The 21,668-nt window shown below is 63.5% G+C and carries 19 protein-coding genes; 6 read left to right on the forward strand and 13 right to left on the reverse strand.

What is annotated here, in order from left to right:
• Positions 1–16 precede the first annotated feature (16 nt).
• The 4 genes from TZ03_RS14015 to TZ03_RS14030 all read right to left on the reverse strand — a co-directional run bounded on the left by TZ03_RS14015 (position 17) and on the right by TZ03_RS14030 (position 3,292).
• Positions 17–310 carry a co-chaperone GroES gene (locus tag TZ03_RS14015; protein ID WP_003260750.1) on the reverse strand — a complete coding sequence of 98 codons (294 nt, stop codon included), beginning with the start codon at positions 308–310 and terminating at the stop codon, positions 17–19.
• Positions 311–845: 535 nt separating this feature from the next.
• Entirely contained in the window at positions 846–1,307 is a 462-nt protein-coding gene (locus tag TZ03_RS14020) for an FxsA family protein (protein WP_051098501.1), read from the reverse strand.
• Between the two features lie 65 nt (positions 1,308–1,372).
• Positions 1,373–2,104, reverse strand: coding sequence for a HugZ family protein (locus tag TZ03_RS14025; RefSeq protein ID WP_051098503.1), 732 nt, complete (start codon positions 2,102–2,104; stop codon positions 1,373–1,375).
• A gap of 177 nt (positions 2,105–2,281) precedes the next feature.
• Positions 2,282–3,292, reverse strand: a complete 1,011-nt coding sequence (locus TZ03_RS14030; protein ID WP_051098506.1) for a DUF481 domain-containing protein — start codon at positions 3,290–3,292, stop codon at positions 2,282–2,284.
• Between the two features lie 151 nt (positions 3,293–3,443).
• Here TZ03_RS14030 and TZ03_RS14035 point away from each other — a divergent pair, with 151 nt between their 5' ends.
• Together TZ03_RS14035 and TZ03_RS14040 are read left to right on the forward strand one after the other, a co-directional pair.
• Positions 3,444–3,797, forward strand: coding sequence for an MGMT family protein (locus TZ03_RS14035; protein ID WP_051098508.1), 354 nt, complete (start codon positions 3,444–3,446; stop codon positions 3,795–3,797).
• Between the two features lie 43 nt (positions 3,798–3,840).
• Positions 3,841–5,388, forward strand: coding sequence for an AmpG family muropeptide MFS transporter (locus TZ03_RS14040; RefSeq protein WP_051098510.1), 1,548 nt, complete (start codon positions 3,841–3,843; stop codon positions 5,386–5,388).
• Between the two features lie 229 nt (positions 5,389–5,617).
• Here the strand turns inward: TZ03_RS14040 and TZ03_RS14045 are convergent, their stop codons facing one another.
• The 3 genes from TZ03_RS14045 to TZ03_RS14055 form a co-directional block, all read right to left on the reverse strand.
• Entirely contained in the window at positions 5,618–6,862 is a 1,245-nt protein-coding gene (locus tag TZ03_RS14045) for an MFS transporter (protein ID WP_051098513.1), read from the reverse strand.
• A 220-nt stretch (positions 6,863–7,082) separates the two neighbouring features.
• Positions 7,083–7,925: a mechanosensitive ion channel family protein gene (locus tag TZ03_RS14050; protein ID WP_051098515.1), complete on the reverse strand. Its 843-nt coding sequence runs from the start codon at positions 7,923–7,925 to the stop codon at positions 7,083–7,085.
• Positions 7,926–8,039: 114 nt separating this feature from the next.
• Positions 8,040–8,525, reverse strand: a complete 486-nt coding sequence (locus TZ03_RS14055; RefSeq protein WP_013974099.1) for a YajQ family cyclic di-GMP-binding protein — start codon at positions 8,523–8,525, stop codon at positions 8,040–8,042.
• A 100-nt stretch (positions 8,526–8,625) separates the two neighbouring features.
• On the opposite strand from TZ03_RS14055, the gene TZ03_RS14060 reads away from it, so the two are divergent.
• The 3 genes from TZ03_RS14060 to TZ03_RS14070 are packed head-to-tail and all read left to right on the forward strand — an operon-like array spanning position 8,626 to position 12,168.
• Positions 8,626–9,543: a putative 2-dehydropantoate 2-reductase gene (locus tag TZ03_RS14060; protein WP_051098517.1), complete on the forward strand. Its 918-nt coding sequence runs from the start codon at positions 8,626–8,628 to the stop codon at positions 9,541–9,543.
• Positions 9,544–9,581: 38 nt separating this feature from the next.
• The gene (locus TZ03_RS14065; RefSeq protein WP_051098519.1) at positions 9,582–11,606 is read left to right on the forward strand and encodes an ATP-binding protein; all 2,025 of its coding nucleotides are present in this window, start codon (positions 9,582–9,584) and stop codon (positions 11,604–11,606) included.
• Position 11,607: 1 nt separating this feature from the next.
• Positions 11,608–12,168, forward strand: coding sequence for a cob(I)yrinic acid a,c-diamide adenosyltransferase (locus TZ03_RS14070; RefSeq protein ID WP_051098521.1), 561 nt, complete (start codon positions 11,608–11,610; stop codon positions 12,166–12,168).
• Positions 12,169–12,305: 137 nt separating this feature from the next.
• Here the strand turns inward: TZ03_RS14070 and TZ03_RS14075 are convergent, their stop codons facing one another.
• The 4 genes from TZ03_RS14075 to secA form a co-directional block, all read right to left on the reverse strand.
• Entirely contained in the window at positions 12,306–13,250 is a 945-nt protein-coding gene (locus TZ03_RS14075; protein ID WP_051098524.1) for a Nudix family hydrolase, read from the reverse strand.
• Positions 13,247–13,879 (reverse strand): glutathione S-transferase family protein, encoded by a 633-nt coding sequence (locus TZ03_RS14080; protein WP_051098526.1) that lies wholly within the window; start codon positions 13,877–13,879, stop codon positions 13,247–13,249. The genes TZ03_RS14075 and TZ03_RS14080 overlap by 4 nt, the downstream gene beginning before the upstream one ends.
• A 155-nt stretch (positions 13,880–14,034) precedes the next feature.
• The gene (gene argJ / locus TZ03_RS14085) at positions 14,035–15,252 is read right to left on the reverse strand and encodes a bifunctional glutamate N-acetyltransferase/amino-acid acetyltransferase ArgJ (protein WP_051098529.1); all 1,218 of its coding nucleotides are present in this window, start codon (positions 15,250–15,252) and stop codon (positions 14,035–14,037) included.
• 172 nt (positions 15,253–15,424) lie between these two features.
• A complete protein-coding gene (secA, locus tag TZ03_RS14090; protein ID WP_051098531.1) occupies positions 15,425–18,160 on the reverse strand; it encodes a preprotein translocase subunit SecA in 2,736 nt (911 codons plus the stop codon).
• A gap of 372 nt (positions 18,161–18,532) precedes the next feature.
• Between secA and TZ03_RS14095 the strand changes: the two genes are divergently transcribed.
• Positions 18,533–18,994 (forward strand): DUF721 domain-containing protein, encoded by a 462-nt coding sequence (locus TZ03_RS14095; protein WP_051098533.1) that lies wholly within the window; start codon positions 18,533–18,535, stop codon positions 18,992–18,994.
• Between the two features lie 426 nt (positions 18,995–19,420).
• On the opposite strand, the gene lpxC is transcribed toward TZ03_RS14095, so the two are convergent.
• Positions 19,421–20,332, reverse strand: coding sequence for a UDP-3-O-acyl-N-acetylglucosamine deacetylase (gene lpxC, locus TZ03_RS14100; RefSeq protein ID WP_051098535.1), 912 nt, complete (start codon positions 20,330–20,332; stop codon positions 19,421–19,423).
• A gap of 112 nt (positions 20,333–20,444) precedes the next feature.
• A complete protein-coding gene (gene ftsZ / locus TZ03_RS14105; protein ID WP_003251871.1) occupies positions 20,445–21,641 on the reverse strand; it encodes a cell division protein FtsZ in 1,197 nt (398 codons plus the stop codon).
• Between the last annotated feature and the right edge of the window lie 27 nt (positions 21,642–21,668).

Consider the following 21,668-nt stretch of genomic DNA (forward strand, 5'->3'; position numbering starts at 1 on the left):
CGGGAAGTCGGGGAAATCAGCCTTCGATGACGGCGAGGATTTCGTTCTCGGCCATGACCAGCAGGTCTTCGCCATCGACTTTCACGGTGTTGCTGCCCGAGTAAGGGCCGAAAACCACTTTGTCACCCACTTTCACGGCCAGCGCGCGAACTTCGCCGTTGTCCAGGATGCGACCGGTGCCGACGGCGACGACTTCGCCGCGGTTTGGTTTTTCAGCGGCCGAACCCGGCAGGACGATACCGCCAGCGGTTTTCGATTCTTCTTCGCTGCGACGGATGACGACGCGGTCATGCAGAGGACGAAGCTTCATTGTCGATCTCTCCCAAATTGTGGTTTTCATCGGCCGGTGTCGACACCGGCGGGTTGATGCAGTCCGGCGTTGCCGGGAGGTGGCCCGCAATGGGCGAACCACCTGAGTCATGTCTGGCGTTGCCACCAGAAACCTTGCGGTGACCACATACATGAGGCCGCCATATTCAATTACAAGGCTTGTTTCAGAAAATTTTTCATTAGCCAGTGGATTGCGCAAAAAGCTGGGGCCGCTTCGCGCCCCATTCCGACCGGTCCGGCGCCCCGGCAAGGCCGCTCCCACAGGGGATGCATATTTCCTGTGGGCTGCTCTGTCGCGCAGAGAACTCAATTCGTTAGCGCGACGCGGCCTCTGTGGGAGCGGGCGTGCCCGCGAAGAATCCAACACGGTGGATGGCACCGGCTGCGCCGGTGTTCGCGGGCATGCCCGCTCCCACAGGGACCCTGCTAATCAATAAGTTATGTGTTGTTCTATGAGAACAGCCTTGCCGGGGCGCCGGACCGGTCGGAATGGGGCGCGAAGCGGCCCCCGGCCTTTATTTGTCGCGGCGCTCGTACTCGCCCTCGATCACGTTCGGACGATGGCCGCCATCACGCGGCTGCGCCTGGAACGGGTCGTCCTGGAACGCGCGCTGGCGCATGGCCTGGGCTTCGGCACGCTCACGCATCTTGCGCGCAGCCAGATGGCGGGTGAACGGCAGCAGGCACAACAGGCCCAGCACGTCGCTGATGAAACCCGGCAGCAACAGCAGGCCGCCACCGACGGCCAGCATCATGCCCTGGAACATGTCCTCGGCGGGCAGTTCGCCACGCTGCAGGCTTTCACGGGCACGCAGTGCGGTGGCCAGGCCGGCCACCCGCATCACCAGCACACCCAGGGCGGAGCCGGCGATGATCAGCAGCAGCGCCGGGAAGAAACCGATGGCGGCGCTGACCTTGACGAAGACGAACAGCTCCAGCACAGGAAAAATCAGAAACAGCAGTAGAAAAGCACGCATCAAGGATTCCTCGACGGAAGAGAACCTTCCAATAAGACCTCAGATGGATGCCTGTGCTGCGGATTTCAACCCTCGACTTCCGTCGCAACCGGCCACTGGTCGGCGCGAGCCAGCAAAACCAGGGCTTCGCGGACTTGTGTCGGCGTGTTGCAAATACTTGGGAAAGGCAGCCAGTGTACCGCCTGGCCAATGCGCAGGTGCATGCCCTCGCTGTCCACCCCGACCATCTGCGCTGGCGCATAGCGCGGCAGGTCGGTCAGCGCCACATAGTGGGCAATGGCATTGGCGTGATCGCTGTTCATGTGCTCGACCATGCTCGCCTCGGCCTTGCCGGCGAACGGGTTGGCCAAGGTCACCTGGTCGAGCCAGTGGATCGCGCCGAAGCCGCCGATGTAGCGGTGGCGCACCGGCTGCAGCACCCAGAAGTCGAAGTCGTGGGCCTTGTGGTAGTTGGCGGCGTCCGGGAAGTAGCGGTAGTAGCGTTCGGCGGCGGCCTCGATGGTGGCCTCGTCCACCAGCTTGTGCGCCTCGGCCATCACCGTCAGGCGCCCCACGGCCTGCACATCCTCGGCTTCGCGCTCCCCCACCAGCAGGGAACACTTGGGGTCTTTCTGCAGGTTGTGGGTGTGCTGGGCGATGCGGCTGATGAGGATCAGCGGGTTGCCCTGGGCATCCAGGCAATACGGCACGACCGAGCCGAAGGGGTAGCCGGGCATCGATTTGGAATGGGTCGAGAGCACGCCGCGGTATTCCTTGAGCAGTAGTTCCCGGGCGGGGCGGATGGCGTTGGTAGTCACTTGAGGGCGGCTCCTGGCGGCGGACTGGATGGGGGACAAGATAAGCATTATCACATCCAGTGCCAATGGGGCCGCTGCGCAGCCCTTTCGCGACACAAGGCCGCTCCCACAAGGGATCGCGTCCCCCTGTGGGAGCGGCCTTGTGTCGCGATGGGCCGCAAAGCGGCCCCAAGGGATCTACCAGGTCACGCCAAAGCCAGCGGTATAGCGGGTCTTGTCCAGATCGCTGTCCCGCGTGCCGGAAATGATGTCCTTCTCTGCCTTGAGGTTGAGCGAGGCCCACTCGGTGACCTTGTAGCGCAAGCCAACCTCGGCATCCAGCGAGTAGTCGGCCACGTTCCCCAGGGGCTTGGCGAACTCGCCATTGGTGAACAACTGCACGTTCTTGCCGATCAGGTAGCGGGTGTAGTCCCACTTCACCGCCGCGGAATAGAAGTTGTCCTTGGCGCCATCCTGGTACTCGAAGTCGGTGCGGTTGATCAGCGAACCCAGCGAGAACGCCCCTAGCTCGTCATCCCAGAACTGGTAACCCGGGCCGGTACCCACGGTGCGCTGGCGGGCCAGGTCCTCTATGTGGTCGCGTTTGTACTCCAGGCGCCCTTGCCAGAACCACTTCTCGGTGAGGAAGCGGTCCAGGGCGTACTCGGCACTCCAGTTGTTGGTGGTGGTGACGTCATCCTTGGTCTCGCGGTTGTATTCGCCTTCGGCATTGTGCCGCCAGCGGTCGTGGCGAGCGGTGGTCTTGAAGCCGACATCGTAGTCGTCGGTATCGTTCTCGGCACGCTTGTAGTCCAGGGCGACGTCGACGTTGCCTTTCCACACCAAGTCCTCGACCAGCGGCTTGGGCTTCATGATCTGCTCGATGCTGGCCAACTCCACGGTCTTCGGCGTCTCGCCATTGGCCAGGGTCACCTTGCCAGGCTCGGCGGCCTTCAGCGACTTGGCCCTCTCACCGCTATAGGCGTCCTGCTTGACCAACATCTCCTGGTCGCTCTCCAGGGTCTGGACCTCTTTCCAGTCCAGGGCGATAGAGCCGCCATAGGAGGTTTCCAGCAGCAGTTTGCCGCCGTCGAAGACTTTGATTTTGCCGCTGAGCCGGTCACCGTTCTTCATCCACACTGTGTCGGCGAACACCGGGGAGGCGCACAGGGTGGCAGCTAGCAGGCACAAAAAGGATCTAGAATACATAGGCGGACTACGGGTTCGATTTGACGAAAAAGCCGGGCATTATCCAGATACCGACGACCAGAACAAGCACAGACCGGGAGCATGCCGTTGAGTTCAACTCTCATTTGCCAGACCGCCGGTCCGGTTTCACCTGCAGCCCAGTGGGGGCGTGATGTCCGCTGGATATGAACACGCCCTCGCCTCTGCCGAGGGCCGACGAACGGCGCTGTATTCGGTACTCGGTCAAGTGCCGGCCGGCAAGGTGGTCAGCTATGGCCAGCTGGCTGAGCTGGCGGGGCTTGGGCGGGCGGCGCGCTGGGTCGGGCGCACCCTGGGGCAGTTGCCCACGGATACCCGCCTGCCCTGGCATCGGGTGCTCGGCGCAGGTGGCCGTCTGAGCCTGGCACTGGGTACTCCGTCGGGGGATGAACAACGGGCACGACTGCGTGCGGAAGGTGTGAATGTAACCAACAATCGTGTGGATATGACGCGCCATGGCTGGCGCCCGATGGAGCACAGCGGTTAGAGTGCGCGCTTTGTTTTCGCAAACTTGAGGCAGATGTTGGCCCATGCCCCGTAAAACCTGGCGCGCTGCGCTTGCTGCATATGCCAGCCCGTCAACCCTGGTACTTCTGCTGCTCGGCTTCGCCGCCGGTCTGCCTTACATGCTGGTGTTCTCGACCCTGTCGGTGTGGCTGCGCGAAGCCGGCGTGGCCCGCGAGACCATTGGCTACGCCAGCCTGATCGGCCTGGCCTACGCCTTCAAGTGGGTATGGTCGCCACTGCTCGACCAATGGCGCCTGCCGCTGCTCGGCAGCCTGGGGCGCCGGCGTTCGTGGCTGCTGCTGTCGCAATCGCTGGTGGTGATCGGCCTGGTCGGCATGAGCCTGTGCGACCCGCAACAGCACCTGTCGTGGCTGATCGCCTTGGCGGTGCTGGTGGCCTTCGCCTCGGCCACCCAGGACATCGCCGTCGATGCCTACCGCCTGGAAATCGCCGACGACCAGCGCCAGGCCGCACTCGCCGCCAGCTACATGGCCGGCTACCGGGTGGCGGCCCTGCTCGCCACGGCCGGTGCACTGTTCTTCGCGGAATGGTTCGGCTCCACCGGTTTCAGCTACCTGCACAAGGCCTGGGCCGGCACCTACGTCATCTTCGCCGTGATGATGCTGCCTGCGCTGTTCACCACCCTGGTCATGCGCGAGCCACCGGTGCCCCTGCGCACCCAGCTGTCGGCAGCACGCTACGGGCTGATGCACCAACTGGCGTCGGTGTTCGTGCTGATCATCCTGCTGGTGTCGGTACCGGCCAGTTTCACCCAAATGTTCAATACCGGCTGGTCCAGCGTCATAACCGGCGATGCCTCGCCACTCGACCTGCTGCTGGAAGACCGTGCCTTCCTGCGCCTGATCCTCTATGTGCTGCTGACCTGGGCGTGCCTGTCGAGCCTCGGCCGGCGCGGCCTGGCACCGGTGCTGACCCCGGTCAACGACTTCATCGCCCGCTACCGCTGGCAGGCCCTGCTGCTGCTCGGCCTGATCGCCACCTACCGCATGTCGGACACGGTGATGGGGGTGATGGCCAACGTGTTCTACATCGACATGGGCTTCACCAAGGACGAGATCGCCAGCGTCAGCAAGATCTTCGGCCTGGTCATGACCCTGGTCGGCGCCGGGATCGGCGGCCTGCTGATCGTGCGCTTCGGCATCATGCCGATCCTGTTCATCGGTGGCGTGGCTTCGGCAGGCACCAATATCCTGTTCCTGATGCTGGCCGACATGGGCCCGAACCTGAAGATGCTGGTGGTGACCATCTCGCTGGACAACTTCAGCTCCGGCATGGCCACCTCGGCCTTCGTCGCCTATCTGTCGAGCCTGACCAACCTGAAGTTCTCGGCTACCCAGTACGCGCTGCTCAGCTCGATCATGCTGCTGTTGCCGCGCCTGATCGGCGGGTATTCGGGGGTCATGGTGGAGAAGTTCGGCTACCACGACTTCTTCCTGATCACCGCCCTGCTGGGCGTGCCTACGCTGATCCTGATCGCCTTGCAGTGGCGCCAGGAGTCCGGGCGCGGGACTCCGGTGGCAGAGGAAAACTCGGCGGCCGAGCGGCCCTGATAGATTTTGACCGCCTGTTCTGGCCCTATCGCCGGCAAGCCAGCTCCCACCTCGACCGCATAGGCCTCAAGCCCTGTGCAGTACCTGTGGGAGCCGGCTTGCCGGCGATGAGGCCAGTCCAGGCAATACAAGACAATTGCTCCCACCTCGACCGCATAGGCCTCAAGCCCTGTGCAGTACCTGTGGGAGCCGGCTTGCCGGCGATAGGGCCGGGACAGGCAAACACAGACTACTGAGCGACAGCCCCTTCCCCAGACTGCCCACCTACGACGAACCACAGTGGCCAAAGCGCCAACGCCCCCGCCACCCCCGCCGCCAGGGCGAAGTGCAGCAGGCTGGCACCGGCACCAATCATTGCCAGCACCGCCCCACCCAGCCCCAGCAGGGCAATGGTGATCATGCCCAGCATGGCCGAAACCAGGCCCTTGCTCTGCTCGCTGGCAAACAGCGTCATGCGGTACAACACCGCGTTGGCCACGCCCAGCCCCAGCGCATACAGCGACATACCCGCCACCACGCTAGTCACGCTCGGCCAATACCAGGTCGCCAGCACCATCAGGCACAGGCCGGCCAGGTATGGCCACAGCGCGCCACGCACCAAGGCCGGCAGCGGATAGCGGTCGGCGATGCGGTTGATGATCAAGTTGCCGAGGATCAGCCCGCCAAACACCGGCAGTTGCCACAAGGCGTACTCCATGGTGCTCAGCCCCTCATCGTGAATCAGCAGCACCGGCGACAGGCCGATCCAGCCAATCAACGGCAAACCGACCAGCCCCAGGGCGGCACTGCCAGCGACAAAGCGACGGTTGGCCAGCAACTGAGCGTAACCCGCCAGCAGCGGCAGCAAATGGATCGGGGTGAACGCCAGGCGTGAGCCATCACGACGTTCCACACCCAGGGTTTCGGGCATCAGCCGGTACAGCAGCACCCAGGCCAGCACCGCACCAATGGCGAAGGCCACGAATAGCCAGCGCCAGTCCAGCCACTGCAGCAGCAAAGTACCCACCAGTGGCCCGAGCAGTGGTGACAGCAAGGCGATATTGGCCAGCAAGGCCATCATGCGCACGGCGTCCGCCTCGCTGAAGGCCTCGTTCAGGGCCGGGTAGCTGACCGTGACCACGAAGCCCAGGCCGATGCCCTGCAACAGGCGCAGCAGGTTGAACAGGCCGATGTCATGGACCCAGAAGGTGGCCAGGCAGGCCACGCCGAAGAACGCACAGCCAATCAGCAGCAGCGGCCGCCGCCCATAGCGGTCGGCCAGCGGGCCGATCAGCCATTGCAGCACCACGCCACCGAGCAGGTACAGGTTGAGCGCGTGCGGGATGTATTCGGGGCTGGCGTCGAGGTCACCGACGACCACTGGCATGGCCGGCATCACGGCATCGCTGGCCAGGTAGGTCAGCAGCTCGAACAGGGCCAGGGTCAGGCCGAACAGCAAGGCGCGCAAGGGGGTGATGTACAGCAGTGGTTTCATGATGGCGTATTGGGGGACAGGTGGGGTCAGGCTATATGCCAGAAATGGCGGGGTTTTGCTGTGAACAAGTGTAAAAAGCCGGGGCCGCTTCGCGCCCCTTCGCGGGCAAGCCCGCTCCTACAGGGAATTGAGCGCCAAACCCGAGGGCAGCGCAGTACCTGTAGGAGCGGGCTTGCCCGCGAAGGGGCGCGAAGCGGCCCCAACCAATACCAACGCGGTGTTACTGCGTAGCAGTCTCCTGCACCACACGAATCACCCGCTGCGGGAACGGAATGTCGATCCCTTCGGCCTTCAACCGGTCACGCGCATGCTCGTTGAGCATGAACATCACGTCCCAGTAATCGGAGGTCTTGGTCCACAGACGCAGCGACACGGTAATCGAGCTGTCACCCAGCGTCGCCACCACCGCCTGCGGCGCCGGGTCAGGCAGCACACGCGGATCCTGCGCCAGCTCCAGCAGCACGTTGCGGGCCTTCTGCAGGTCGGCCTCGTAGTCCACGCCCACATCGAACACCACCTTGCGCGTCGGCTGGCGGTTGGTGTTGGTGATGATGCCGTTGGACAGGCTGCCGTTGGGCATGATCACGGTCTTGTTGTCACCGGTGCGCAGCACGGTGTGGAAGATCTGGATGCTGTCGACGGTGCCGGCCACGCCCTGCGCCTCGATCCAGTCACCAATGCGGAACGGGCGGAACATCAGGATCAGCACACCACCGGCGAAGTTCGCCAGGCTGCCCTGCAAGGCCAGGCCGATGGCCAGGCCCGCGGCACCGATGGCGGCGACGAACGAGGTGGTCTCGATGCCGATCATCGACGCCACGCTGACCAACAGCAGCACCTTCAGCACGATATTCGCCAGCGTGCTGATGAAGCCCTGCAGCGCCAGGTCGGCGTTGCGCAGGCCAACCAGCTTGCCCAGGCGGGCGCTGACCTTGTTGATGACCCACCAACCGACTGCCAGGGTCAGCAGCGCCAGCAGCACACGGCTGCCGTATTCCATGATCAAAGGGACCCAGGTCTGGGATTGGCGGACCAGCTGATCGACTTCAGCGTTCAAATCCATATTCATCTCCTGATGCCGAGCGGCAAGTACAAGGTAGAACAGGCCGCGCGTGATTACGTGGCCCCGGCCCCCATGGACATCATTACGCCATCGGGGTTCCGGGCGGCACCTGCATCAGTCGCGGAAGTTGTTGAACTGCAGCGGCATGTCGAATTCCTTGGTGCGCAGCAGGGCAATGGCTTCCTGCAGGTCGTCGCGCTTCTTGCCGGTAACACGCACCTGCTCGCCCTGGATGGCGGCCTGCACTTTCAGCTTGGCGTCCTTGATGGTGGCGACGATCTTCTTCGCCAGGTCCTTGTCGATGCCTTCGCGGAACTTGGCTTCCTGTTTCTTTTCCTTGCCCGAGGCATACGGGTCCTTGGTTTCCAGGCACTTCACGTCGATCTTGCGCTTGACCAGGGCCAGGCGCAGGATTTCCAGCATCGCTTCGAGCTGGAACTCTTCCTCGGCGGTGAGCATCACGGTCTGTTCTTTGTCCTTGAACTCGAAGGTGCCCTTGCCCTTGAGGTCGTAGCGGCGGTCCAGGTCCTTGATGGCGTTGTCGACCGCGTTCTGCACTTCGTGCTTGTCCAGTTCCGATACCACGTCGAACGAAGGCATGGTTGTTCTCCCAAAATAAAAGCGCGCTCGGGCTGAAGATGGAGCGCGCTGGGTTTGACGGTTAAAATGCGGGCTCATTATAACGGGTTGCGAAACGCATATGAGCAGCACCTGGCATATTCTCGGCGCCGGCAGCCTGGGCAGCCTGTGGGCTTGCCGCCTGGCGCGCGCAGGCAAGGCAGTGCGCCTGATCCTGCGTGACGGGCAACGGTTGCAGGCCTACCAGCGGGCCGGCGGCCTGACCCTGGTCGAACAGGACCAGCGCCGCCACTACGCCATTCCCGCCGAAACCGCGCAGGCAGCGGGCCCGATCCACCGCCTGCTGGTGGCCTGCAAGGCCTACGACGCCGCCCCGGCCATTGCCAGCGTGGCGCCGCGGCTGGCCGAAGGCGCCGAAGTGCTGCTGCTGCAGAACGGCCTGGGCAGCCAGGACGAAGTCGCCGAGCTGGTGCCCCACGCGCGCTGCATCTTCGCCTCCAGCACCGAAGGGGCCTTCCGCGAGGGTGACTGGCAGGTGCGCTTTGCCGGCCACGGCTTCAACTGGCTGGGCGACCCATGCAACCCGACGCTCCCGGCCTGGTTCGATGACCTGCAGCAGGCCGGCATCCCCGCCGAGTGGACGGTGGACATCCTTACCCGCCTGTGGCGCAAACTCGCGCTCAATTGCGCCATCAACCCGCTGACCGTGCTGCACGACTGCCAGAACGGCGGGCTGCTGGGGCACCTGGATGAAGTGGAGGCACTGTGTACCGAGCTGGCGCAGCTACTGCGCCGCTGTGGCCAGCCGGAAGCGGCGGATGAGCTGGCCGAGGAAGTGCAACGGGTGATCCTAGCCACCGCGGCCAACTACTCTTCCATGTACCAGGACGTGCGCGCAGGTCGGCGCACCGAGTTGCATTACCTGCTCGGCCATGCCTGCCGCGCCGCAGGCCGCCACCGCCTGCAGTTGCCACAGCTGGAACGCCTGCAGCAGCGCCTGGTCGATAACCTGCGCGCGCGTGGTTTGCCCAGCGACTGACGCAACCCCTTCAACCGGATACGGACATTGCCTAGCCCATGACCTTGCGCCAACGCCTGGAAAACCTCCCGGTCGGGCAGAAGCTGCTGGCGGCCCTGCTGGTGTTGCTGGTGACCATCCTGCTGGTGGCCAACCTCACCTTCATCAGCGCCGCCTACTGGATCACCCAGGAAAGCATGGCGCCGCAAGCACTGCAGACCATTGGCCGGCTGGTGGCCAACCCGCAGCTGTCGGCCCGTGCCGGCGACACCCCGGAAAGCGCCAGCGCCCTGCTCAAGGAACTGGACAGCTACACCCCGCTGCGCGCCGCCGCTGTCTATGGTGGCGATGGCCGCATGCTGGCGCAGTTGCAGCACGGCGAGCCACTGGCCCTGCCCAAGCGCTTTCGCAACATCGACGGCTGGCGCCTGATGGAGTTTCGCAGCACCCAACTGATCCGCATGCCACGCGATGCCAACCCACCGGCGCACCTGCTGCTGGTAGCCAGCAGCGAACTGCCGACCGCCTTCTACACCGGCACCCTCAGCGCCAGCCTGGGCATCCTGGTGTTCAGTGTGCTGCTGTGGATCGTCATCGCCCGGCAGATCAAACGCCTGATCACCCAGCCGATCAACCAGCTCGAAGAGCTCAGCCGCCAGGTCACCCGCGAAGAGAGCTACGCCCTGCGCGCCCAGCGCGGCAACGACGATGAAATCGGCAGCCTGGCCGAAGCCTTCAACACCATGCTCTCGCGCATCGAAGCCCGCGAGCAGCAACTCAAGCGTACTCGCGACGAATTCCAGACTGCCTATGACCAAGCCCAAGGCCTGGCCGAGGAAACCCGCCACACCAACCGCAAGCTGGAGTTGGAAGTCCAGGTACGCAGCAAGATCGAGAAAAAACTCACAGGCTTCCAGAACTACCTAAACAGCATCATCGACTCGATGCCCTCGGCGCTGATCGCCCTCGACGAACAGCTCTACGTGACCCAATGGAACCATGAAGCCACGGTGCTTTCCGGCACGCCGCTGGACGAAGCGCTGAACCAGCCGATCTTCATCGCCTTCGAACCGCTCAAACCGTTCTTGCCGCAATTGAAAGAAACCGTGGAAAAGCACCGGGTGGCGAAGATCGAACGGGTCACCTGGTCCAAGGGCGACGACGTACGCCACTACGCCCTGACCTTCTACCCGCTGACCGGCGGCGGTGGCCGTGGCGTGGTCATCCGCATCGATGACATCACCCAGCGCCTGTCACTGGAAGAGATGATGGTGCAGTCGGAGAAAATGCTCTCGGTCGGTGGCCTGGCCGCCGGCATGGCCCACGAAATCAACAACCCGCTGGGCGCCATCCTGCACAACGTGCAGAACATCCGCCGGCGCCTGTCGCCAGAGCTGCCGCGCAACCAGGAGCAGGCCGAAGAGCTGGGTATCGACCTGGCCACGGTCAACCGCTACCTGGACAGCCGCGAAGTGCCACAATTGCTCGACGGCATCCAGCAGGCCGGTGCTCGGGCGGCGAAGATCGTCACCCACATGCTCAGCTTCAGCCGCCGCAGCAACCGCCAGCTGGCGCCCTGCGACCTGCCGGCCTTGATCGACCAGGCGCTGGAGATTGCCGGCAACGACTTCGACCTTGCCATTGGCTTCGACTTCAAGGGCCAGGCCATCGTGCGCCAGTTCGACCCCGAGCTGGGGCCAGTGCCATGCACCGCCAACGAACTGGAACAGGTACTGCTCAACCTGCTGAAAAACGCCGCCCAGGCCATCCACCTGCGGCCGCAACCCAGCGAGCCCGGGCGCATCACCCTGCGCACCCGGCTGAACCCGCCGTGGGCGGAAATCCAGGTCGAGGACAACGGCGTCGGCATGCCCGAGGCGGTGCGCAAACGAACCTTCGAGCCGTTCTTCACCACCAAGGAAATCGGCCAGGGCACCGGCCTGGGCCTGTCGGTCTCGTATTTCATCATCACCAACAATCACAAGGGGCAGATGGAAGTGCAGTCCACGCCCGGTCAGGGTACCTGCTTCACCCTGCGCCTGCCCCTCGGCCAGCCGGCAGCGCCGGCCAAAACGGAGAAGTGACATGGGCTACCGCCTGTCGAAGATCTACACCCGCACTGGCGACAAAGGCGAAACCGGCCTCGGCGACGGGCGCCGGGTGCCCAAGGACCACCCGCGGATCGAGGCGATTGGCGAGGTGGACAGCCTGAATAGCCAACTGGGCCTGTTGCTGGCAGGGCTGGCCGAGCAAGGGCTGGATGAAGTGAGCGCAGTACTGGCGCCGTGTCAGCACCGCTTGTTCGACCTGGGTGGAGAGCTGGCGATGCCCAGTTATCAGGCGTTGAACCTGGCGGAAGTGCAGCGCCTGGAGGCAGCCATCGACATGTGGAACGAAGAGCTGGGGCCGTTGAAGAATTTCATCCTGCCCAGTGGTTCGGCGCTGGTGGCGCAGGCGCATGTGTGCCGCAGCCTGGCGCGCAGTGCCGAGCGGCGCTGTCAGCAGTTGAATGCGCTGGAGCCGTTGGAAGGGGTTGGGTTGGCGTATATCAACCGGCTTTCGGATTTGCTGTTCGTGGCGGCACGGATCATTGGGCGGCGGCAGGGGGTGGCTGAGGTTTTGTGGCAGCCTGCTGATAGGCCTTAGAGCAGATTTTTGGGGCTGCTTTGCAGCCCTTCGCGGGCAAGCCCGCTCCTACAGGGGTACGCGAGCCCTTCAGGCTCACGCGATTCCTTCGTAGGAGCGGGCTTGCCCGCGAAGGGCCGCAAAGCGGCCCCAATCACTCAAATCTCAGGCCAGAACGCCCGAATCCCGGCCACACCCTGTGCCCCAGCCTCCCAGGCCCGCTCCCGGTCACCCGGCCCTACCCCACCCAGCAGGTAGACCGGCTTGTCGAACCCGGCAATCAGGCGCTGCGCCTCATCCCAGCCCAATGGCACCGCCTCAGGGTGAGTCTGGGTCGCCTGCACCGGTGACAAGGTGACAAAGTCCACGCCCATCTGCTCGGCCAGGGCCAGTTCTTCGGCGCTGTGGCAGGACGCCGCCAGCCAGCGTTCCTTGGGGAACGGCCGGCCTCTGGCAGCGTACTTGCGCAATTGCGCGGCGGTCAGGTGCCAGCCGGCCGCCGGAAAGTCGCCCAGCCACTCCAGCGGCCCCTTGAGCATCAACTGCGCCTTGCCCGCGCACAGCCCGACCGCATCCACCGCCACATCGCGGTACTTGGGGTCGTACATGTCCGGGGCACGCAACTGGATCAGGCGAATGCCGCTGGCCACTGCCTTCTGGATGCCCTTGAGCAGCTGCGGCACTTCCAGGCCATCCGGGGTGATCAGGTACTGGTCCGGCAGGCGCGCAGCGGCAACGATCGGCTTGTTGGCCTGCGGGAAGTCATACTGCGACAAGTCGCGTGGCGCTACCCATTCCAGCGGCTGGCCCTCGGCGCCATGCGGCTCGCCGGTGAACGCCTCGACTTCGCGCACATCCAGCAACACCTGCTTGTCCGGGTAGTCATGGCTGACCTTGATCAGTGCGCGCGAACGGCTCACCTCGATGCCCAGCTCTTCGCGCAGTTCACGGGCCAGCGCCGCTTCGACGCCTTCACCCTCTTCCACCTTGCCGCCCGGGAACTCCCACAGGCCGCCCTGGTGCTGGGTATCGGCACGCCGCGCAATCAGGATACGGCCATCAGCGCCACGAATGACGGCAGCTACTACATGAATCCGTTTCACCCTTCACGCTCCGCCAGGCCAGCTTGCTGCCAGGCCTGGAAGGCCGGCCAGCCGTAAATGGTCTCGATGTAGGCCGCTGCCTCTGCAGGCACCTCCACCCGGTAGGTACGCAGGCGCACGGCCACTGGGGCGAAGAAGGCATCGGCCAGGCTCGGCTTGCCGAACAGGAACGGGCCGTGGTCCTTGGCCACCAGGCGGCATTCGGACCACAGCGCGACGATACGATCGATATCGATCTGTACCTCCAGCGGCACGCTGTCCAGGGCCTGGTCACGCGACAGGTCGAATGGCATGGCACCGCGCAGGGCGAAGAAACCGCTGTGCATCTGCGCGCAGGCCGAACGGGCCTGTGCCCGGGCCGCCACGTCGGCAGGCCACAGCTGGGCCTCGGGGTGGCGTTCGTTGAGGTATTCGGCAATGGCCAGGGAGTCGGCGATCACACCGTGCTCGGTCTTGAGCAGCGGCACCTTGCCGGTAGCGGAGAAAGCGAGGATGCGCTGACGGGTGTCAGGCTGGTTGAGTTTGATCAGGGTTTCTTCGTAGGGCACGCCGGCCAGCTCGAGGGCCAGGGCGCCACGCAGCGACCAGGAGGAATACAGCTTGTCGCCGATGATCAGGTGATAGCTCATGGTTCGGCTCCATTGGTTTGGGATTTTGGGGCTGCTTTGCAGCCCATCGCAGGCAAGCCAGCTCCCACAGGTACAGCACAGGGCCTGAAGGTTACGCTGTACCTGTGGGAGCTGGCTTGCCGGCGAAAGGGCCGCGAAGCGGCCCCAGTATTAAATCAGGTGCGGTACTCGGCGTTGATCTTCACGTACTCGTGGGACAGGTCGGTGGTCCAGATGGTTTCGCTGCACTGGCCACGGCCCAGCTCGATACGGATGGTGATCTCTTCCTGGGCCATCACTGCCGAGCCCTGGGCCTCGGTATAGCTCGGGCTGCGGCCGCCTTTGCTGGCGATGCACACGCTGTCCAGGTATACGTCGATCAGGCTCACATCCAGCTCTGGCACGCCGGCACGGCCAACCGCGGCGAGGATCCGGCCCCAGTTCGGGTCGGAGGCGAACAGTGCGGTCTTGATCAGCGGCGAGTGGGCCACGGCGTAGCCGACGTCCAGGCATTCCTGGTGGTTGCCACCGCCATTGACCTGCACGGTAACGAACTTGGTGGCGCCTTCGCCGTCACGGACGATGGCCTGGGCCACTTCCATGCACACTTCGAACACGGCCTTTTTCAGCGCCTCGAACAGCGCACCGCTGGCTTCGGTGACTTCCGGCAGGTTGGCCTTGCCGGTAGCGATCAGCATGCAGCAATCGTTGGTCGAGGTGTCGCCATCGATGGTGATGCGGTTGAACGACTTGTTGGCGCCGTCCAGCATCAGGTCCTTGAGTACCGCCGGGGCAACCTTGGCGTCGGTGGCGATATAGCCGAGCATGGTCGCCATGTTCGGGCGAATCATGCCGGCACCCTTGCTGATGCCGGTGACGGTAACGGTCACGCCATCGTGCTGGAACTGGCGGCTGGCACCCTTGGGCAGGGTGTCGGTGGTCATGATGCCGGTGGCGGCTTCAGCCCAGTTGTTTTCCGACAGGTTGTCGAGGGCCGCCTGCAGCGCGCCTTCGATCTTCTCGACCGGCAGCGGCTCGCCGATCACGCCGGTGGAAAACGGCAGTACCGACTCGGCTGGCACACCCGCCAGTTCGGCCAACTTGGCGCAGGTGCGCTCGGCAGCGGCCAGGCCTGGCGCGCCGGTACCGGCGTTGGCGTTGCCGGTGTTGGTCAGCAGGTAGCGCACGGTGCCCTGTACACGCTGCTTGGACAGGATCACCGGTGCTGCGCAGAAGGCGTTGAGGGTGAACACGCCCGCCACGCTGGAGCCTTCGGCACAGCGCATGACCACCACATCCTTGCGCCCTGGGCGCTTGATGCCGGCAGAAGCGATGCCGAGTTCAAAACCCGGAACCGGGTGCAGGGTGGGCAAAGGACCAAGACCAACAGCCATTAGAGCGCTCCTAGAAAATACGGTTGATGTCGAAAAGCGGGGCCGCTTCGCGCCCCTTTCGCGACACAAGGCCGCTCCCACATGGGACGGCGCAGCGTTACGGCTGTGCGCTATCCCTGTAGGAGCGGCCTTGTGTCGCGATGGGCCGCAAAGCGGCCCCATTCAGGTCAGATCACTCGATCTGCCCGTGGCAATGCTTGAACTTCTTGCCCGAACCACACCAGCACGGCTCGTTGCGGCCCAGCTTCTGGTCGTTGCGCACCGGTGCCGAGGCGACGGCCACTTCAGCGCCCTCCTCACTCAGTTGCTCACTGCCCAGGCCCGAGGCGGCGGCATGCTGGAACTGCATGCGGCTGGCCAGTTCCTCGGCCTCGCGGCGCAGGCGGGCTTCCTCTTCGGCCGGGTCTTCGCGGCGTACCTGCACGTGCGACAGCACGCGGATGGTGTCGCGCTTGATCGACTCGAGCAGCTCCTGGAACAGGCTGAAGGATTCGCGCTTGTACTCCTGCTTCGGGTTCTTCTGCGCATAACCACGCAGGTGGATACCGTGACGCAGGTGGTCCATGGTCGACAGGTGGTCTTTCCACAGGTCGTCCAGCACGCGCAGCAGGATTTGCTTCTCGAAGGTACGCAGGGCGTCGATACCGGCCTGGTCTTCCTTCTCGGTGTAAGCGGTGGTGATTTCGTTCAGCAGCTTCTCGCGCAGGGTCTCTTCGTAGAGGTGGTCGTCCTCGTCGAGCCACTGCTGGATCGGCAGCTTCATGGCGAAATCGCTGGCCAGCGAAGCTTCCAGACCGGCCACGTCCCACTGCTCGGGCAGCGACTGCGGCGGAATGTGCTGGCTGATGGTAGCGTCCAGTACTTCCTTGCGGAATTCGACGATGGTGTCGCCAATGTTCTCGGCGGCCAGCAGGCTGTTGCGCATGTGGTAGATCACCTTGCGCTGCTCGTTGGCCACGTCGTCGTATTCGAGCAACTGCTTGCGGATGTCGAAGTTGCGGCCTTCGACCTTGCGCTGGGCCTTCTCGATGGCGTTGGTGACCATGCGGTGCTCGATGGCTTCGCCCGACTGCATGCCCAGCGCCTTCATGAAGTTCTTCACCCGGTCAGAGGCGAAGATACGCATCAGGCTGTCTTCCAGCGACAGGTAGAAGCGGCTGGAACCCGGGTCGCCCTGACGGCCGGAACGGCCCCGCAGCTGGTTGTCGATACGGCGCGATTCGTGACGTTCGGAGGCGATCACGTGCAGGCCGCCCGACTCGATCACCTGCTGGTGGCGCTTCTGCCAGTCGGCCTTGATCTGGGCAACCTGCTCGGCGGTCGGGTTTTCCAGGGCGGCGACTTCGGCCTCCCAGTTACCGCCCAGCAGGATGTCGGTACCACGGCCGGCCATGTTGGTGGCGATGGTCAGCGCGCCCGGCGCACCGGCCTGCGCGATGATCTCGGCTTCCTTCTCGTGGTACTTGGCGTTCAGTACCTTGTGGTCGATACCTTCCTTTTTCAGGAGGTTGGACATGTGCTCGGAAGTTTCGATGGTCGCGGTACCCACCAACACCGGGCGCCCCACGGTCATGCTTTCCTTGATGTCGGCGATGATCGCGGCGTATTTCTCGTCGGCGGTCAGGTACACCAGGTCGTTGAAATCCTTACGCGCCAGCGGTTTGTTCGGCGGAATGACCATTACGTTGAGCCCGTAGATGGACTGGAACTCGAACGCTTCGGTGTCGGCGGTACCGGTCATGCCGGACAGCTTGGTGTACAGGCGGAAGTAGTTCTGGAAGGTGGTCGAGGCCAGGGTCTGGCTCTCGGCCTGGATGTTCAGGTTTTCTTTGGCCTCGATGGCCTGGTGCAGGCCCTCGGACAGGCGACGGCCGGGCATGGTACGGCCGGTGTGCTCGTCGATCAGCAGGACCTGGCCGTCCTGGACGATGTACTCGACGTTGCGGTGGAACAGCTTGTGCGCGCGCAGGCCGGCGTAGACGTGGGTCAGCAGGCTCAGGTTGTGCGCGGAGTACAGGCTCTCGCCCTCGGCCAGCAGGCCGGACTGGGTGAGCATTTCCTCGATGTACTGGTGACCGGCTTCGTTCAGCTCGACCTGGCGGCTCTTCTCGTCGATGGTGAAGTGGCCTTCCTGGGTGACCTGGCCTTCGACTTCCTCGATGTGCTGCGTCAGGCGCGGGATCAGGCGGTTGATCTCGATGTACAGCTTGGAGCTGTCCTCGGCCTGGCCGGAAATGATCAGCGGGGTACGCGCTTCGTCGATGAGGATGGAGTCGACTTCGTCGATCACGGCGAAGTTCAGTTCACGCTGGAACTTCTCTTCCTGGCTGAACGCCATGTTGTCGCGCAGGTAGTCGAAACCGAATTCGTTGTTGGTGCCGTAGGTGATGTCGGAGGCGTAGGCGGCACGCTTTTCTTCTGGCGGCTGGAAGGCCGAGACGATACCGACCGACAGGCCGAGGAACTCGTACAGCGGGCGCATCCAGTTGGCGTCACGGCGGGCCAGGTAATCGTTGACGGTGACCACGTGCACACCCTTGCCGGACAGTGCATTGAGGTACACGGCCAGGGTACCGACCAAGGTCTTGCCTTCACCGGTGCGCATTTCTGCGATCATACCCTCGTGCAGGGTCATGCCGCCGATCAGCTGCACATCGAAGTGGCGCATGCCCATCACGCGCTTGCCGGCCTCACGGGCTACGGCGAAGGCTTCGGGCAGCAATTGGTCCAGTGTCTCGCCTTTGGCCAGGCGCTCCTTGAACTCTGCGGTCTTGCCCCGCAGTTGCTCGTCGGAGAGGGCCACCATCTTCTCTTCGAAGGCATTGACGATACTCACCGTCTTGAGCATGCGTTTGACTTCACGCTCGTTCTTGCTTCCAAAAAGTTTCTTTAACAAAGGCGCAAACATATCGGCAGGATCTTCCACACGTAGGGATGGAGGGCGGCCCCATGAGTCGCCCGTGCAGCCCTGAGGCCGCATGCGAACGAGCATTCTACCCGGAAACGATGGTGAGGAAAGTGGTGGATTTCCACGATGCTGGCACAGCGCTTTGGCGGGGGCTTGGTTTAGATAGGGGCATTTTCCCGGAGTTCAAGGCTTGGGAACATGAAAGGTATCGAGAACCAGTCTTATCTTGCGTCGCCTGTACCGGCCTCTTCGCGGGTGAACCCGCTCCTACAGGGTTACCGGTTTCTTGTAGGAGCGGGTTCACCCGCGAAGAGGCCGGTACAGGCAACGGAGATGTTAGACTGTTGCCCATGTAACCTCACGCGTACCCCCATGGCCTACAAACCCTCCCCCGCCCAGCCACCCTCGGCCCTGCTGCGCCAGGTCCGCCCGCTGCGCCTGCTGCTGAACCAGGCCGAACGCCTGGAGCACCTGCAGCGCCTGCTGGAAAGCCAGCTGCAACCGGCCGCCCGCGAGCACTGCCACGTGGCGTCGTGGCGCGATGGCACTTTGCTACTGGTGGTCACCGACGGGCACTGGGCCACCCGCCTGCGCTATCAGCAGAAGCGCCTGCTGGCGGCGCTGCAGGGCATGGAGGCGTTCGGCAACCTCAGGCGCATCCTGTACAAGGTCCAGCCCCCGCTGGTGCCGGCCAAACGCGGCGGGCATGCTGCCGAGCTGTCGAACATGGCTGCCGAGAGTTTGCGCGACACCGCCGAGGGCATTGCCGACCCCAAACTGCGCGCAGCACTGGAACGGCTGGCGACTCATGCTCAGGATAAAGATAAGGGCTGAGAGCGTTCGTCTTGATTTTTGCAGTGGCGCGGAAATCGAGCGCCGCCCGCGCGGCGCTTCGCGGGCAAGCCCGCTCCTACGTTTGTTTCGGGCCAGTCACGCCTGTGCCAGAGGAACGCGACCGCCCTGTTTGTACGACGCGATATCGAGATATGCGCCAAGGCGGTCGCGCGCGATTGGCATAGGAATAATTGGCCCGAAACAAACGTAGGAGCGGGCTTGCCCGCGAAGCGCCGCGCGGGCGGCGCTCGATTTCCGCGCCACTACAAAACTCAAACTGAACCCCTGTCAGCCCCACCACAAAGCTCAAACCGAACACTCGCCAGCCCCGCCCAAAAACCCAAACCGAAAACCCACCAACCCCAAATCCCGCCTATAAAAAAGGCCACCCAAAGGTGGCCTCAATGAACTAGAGAGTGTTCGAACTTACACGGCCGCAACAGGGCGCATGTACGAGATCGGTGCCGTGCTGGCATCTTCGAAAGTGACCACTTCCCAGGCATCGGTTTCGGCAATCAGCTTGCGCAGCAGCTGGTTGTTCAGCGCGTGGCCGGACTTGTAGCCCTTGAACTCGCCGATCAGGCTGTTGCCCAGCAGGTAGAGGTCGCCAATGGCGTCGAGGATCTTGTGCTTGACGAATTCGTCATCGGAACGAAGGCCGTCTTCGTTGAGCACACCGGTCTCGTCGACCACGATGGCGTTCTCGACACTGCCACCCAACGCAAGGTTGTGCTTGCGCAGGTACTCGATGTCACGCATGAAGCCGAAGGTGCGGGCGCGGCTGACTTCCTTCACGAACGAGGTGCTGGAGAAGTCGACAACCGCACTCTGGGTCTGGCCCTTGAGGACCGGATGATCGAAGTCGATCTCGAAGCTCACCTTGAAACCTTCGAAAGGCAGGAACGTGGCGCGCTTGTCGCCCTCTTCCACGGTTACCTCACGCAGGATGCGGATGAACTTCTTGGCTGCGTCCTGTTCTTCCAGGCCGGCAGACTGAATCAGGAATACAAAAGGACCGGCGCTGCCATCCATGATCGGCACTTCCGAGGCGGAGAGCTCGACGTAGGCGTTATCGATGCCCAGGCCCGCCATGGCGGAGAGCAAGTGCTCGACCGTATCGACCTTGATGTCACCGTTGACCAGCGTCGTCGACATGGTTGTCTCGCCGACGTTGGCCGCACGCGCAGGGATCTCGACCACAGGGTCGAGGTCGGCGCGGCGGAAGACGATGCCGGTGTCAACAGGTGCAGGCTTGAGGGTCAGGTAAACCTTCTCCCCGGAGTGCAGACCGACACCTGTGGCACGGATGGTATTCTTCAGGGTGCGTTGTTTAATCATGGCATTGGCCGCTTCAGCGCAAATTGCGAACAGGTATCAACAAAGGCTGGGGATGATAACAGACCCAACCTTTGATGAATACCAATCACCTTTATACCCCTGATAAATTCCATTAATCAGCCTGACGACGCAGGAATGCCGGGATATCGAGGTAGTCCAGGTCATCCTGAGGGTTCAGTTTAGCGGCTGCCGCAGCACCTGCATGGGCCTGGTTGCGCATGACGGTCGGGCGCTCCAGGTCACGGTAGTTGACCGCTGGCTGCTCCTGGCGAACCGGCGCCGGGTTGGACGCTTCGTACGCCTGCTGGGCGGTCTGCAGGGTGTTGTCCACCACCTTGACTGGCTTCTCGATGCGCGCACCCAGGCCAGTGGCCACCACGGTCACGTGCAGTTCGTCACGCATGTCCGGATCGATCACGGTGCCGACCTTGACCATGGCGTGGTCGGAGGCGAAGGCTTCGATGATGCTACCCACGTCGGAGTATTCACCCAGCGACAGGTCCGGGCCGGCCGTGATGTTCACCAGGATGCCGCGGGCGCCCTGCAGGTTGACGTCTTCCAGCAGCGGGTTGCGGATCGCTGCCTCGGTGGCTTCCCGGGCACGGTTCGGGCCGCTGGCGCAGCCGGTACCCATCATGGCCATGCCCATTTCGCCCATCACGGTGCGCACGTCGGCGAAGTCGACGTTGATCATGCCCGGGCGCTTGATGATGTCGGAGATACCGCGCACGGCACCGGCCAGTACATCGTCGGCCTTGGCGAAGGCGGACAGCAGGCTGGCATCCTTGCCCAGGATGGTCAGCAGCTTCTCGTTGGGGATGGTGATCAACGAGTCGACGCTCTCAGCCAGCATGCGGATGCCTTCATCGGCGATCTGCATACGTTTGCGGCCTTCGAACGGGAACGGACGGGTCACCACGGCAACGGTGAGAATGCCCATTTCCTTGGCCACTTCGGCGATGATCGGCGCTGCACCGGTACCGGTACCGCCGCCCATGCCGGTGGTGATGAACACCATGTTGGTGCCCTGCAGCACTTCGGCGATGCGCTCACGGTCTTCCAGCGCAGCCTGACGGCCGACTTCCGGATTGGCACCGGCACCCAGGCCCTTGGTCACCCCAGTGCCCAATTGCAGGATGGTGCGCGCGCCGATGTTTTTCAGCGCCTGGGCATCGGTGTTGGCGCAGATGAATTCCACGCCTTCGATGCTGCTCTTGACCATGTGATTGACGGCGTTGCCGCCACCACCACCAACGCCGATCACCTTGATGACCGGGCTTTGCGGGACGTTGTCTACGAGCTCGAACATTTTCCCTCTCCTTACAGTTCTCTAGTT

The organism is Pseudomonas sp. 10-1B, from assembly GCF_000935045.1.
In the GTDB taxonomy this organism is placed as follows: domain Bacteria; phylum Pseudomonadota; class Gammaproteobacteria; order Pseudomonadales; family Pseudomonadaceae; genus Aquipseudomonas.

Coding starts and splice junctions, on each gene's coding strand:
- TZ03_RS14015 (WP_003260750.1), bottom strand. CDS start 310: ATGAAGCTTCGTCCTCTGCATGACCGCGTCGTCATCCGTCGCAGCGAA.
- TZ03_RS14020 (WP_051098501.1), bottom strand. CDS start 1,307: ATGCGTGCTTTTCTACTGCTGTTTCTGATTTTTCCTGTGCTGGAGCTG.
- TZ03_RS14030 (WP_051098506.1), bottom strand. CDS start 3,292: ATGTATTCTAGATCCTTTTTGTGCCTGCTAGCTGCCACCCTGTGCGCC.
- TZ03_RS14035 (WP_051098508.1), top strand. CDS start 3,444: ATGTCCGCTGGATATGAACACGCCCTCGCCTCTGCCGAGGGCCGACGA.
- TZ03_RS14040 (WP_051098510.1), top strand. CDS start 3,841: ATGCCCCGTAAAACCTGGCGCGCTGCGCTTGCTGCATATGCCAGCCCG.
- TZ03_RS14045 (WP_051098513.1), bottom strand. CDS start 6,862: ATGAAACCACTGCTGTACATCACCCCCTTGCGCGCCTTGCTGTTCGGC.
- TZ03_RS14050 (WP_051098515.1), bottom strand. CDS start 7,925: ATGGATTTGAACGCTGAAGTCGATCAGCTGGTCCGCCAATCCCAGACC.
- TZ03_RS14055 (WP_013974099.1), bottom strand. CDS start 8,525: ATGCCTTCGTTCGACGTGGTATCGGAACTGGACAAGCACGAAGTGCAG.
- TZ03_RS14060 (WP_051098517.1), top strand. CDS start 8,626: ATGAGCAGCACCTGGCATATTCTCGGCGCCGGCAGCCTGGGCAGCCTG.
- TZ03_RS14065 (WP_051098519.1), top strand. CDS start 9,582: ATGACCTTGCGCCAACGCCTGGAAAACCTCCCGGTCGGGCAGAAGCTG.
- TZ03_RS14070 (WP_051098521.1), top strand. CDS start 11,608: ATGGGCTACCGCCTGTCGAAGATCTACACCCGCACTGGCGACAAAGGC.
- TZ03_RS14080 (WP_051098526.1), bottom strand. CDS start 13,879: ATGAGCTATCACCTGATCATCGGCGACAAGCTGTATTCCTCCTGGTCG.
- argJ (WP_051098529.1), bottom strand. CDS start 15,252: ATGGCTGTTGGTCTTGGTCCTTTGCCCACCCTGCACCCGGTTCCGGGT.
- secA (WP_051098531.1), bottom strand. CDS start 18,160: ATGTTTGCGCCTTTGTTAAAGAAACTTTTTGGAAGCAAGAACGAGCGT.
- TZ03_RS14095 (WP_051098533.1), top strand. CDS start 18,533: ATGGCCTACAAACCCTCCCCCGCCCAGCCACCCTCGGCCCTGCTGCGC.
- lpxC (WP_051098535.1), bottom strand. CDS start 20,332: ATGATTAAACAACGCACCCTGAAGAATACCATCCGTGCCACAGGTGTC.
- ftsZ (WP_003251871.1), bottom strand. CDS start 21,641: ATGTTCGAGCTCGTAGACAACGTCCCGCAAAGCCCGGTCATCAAGGTG.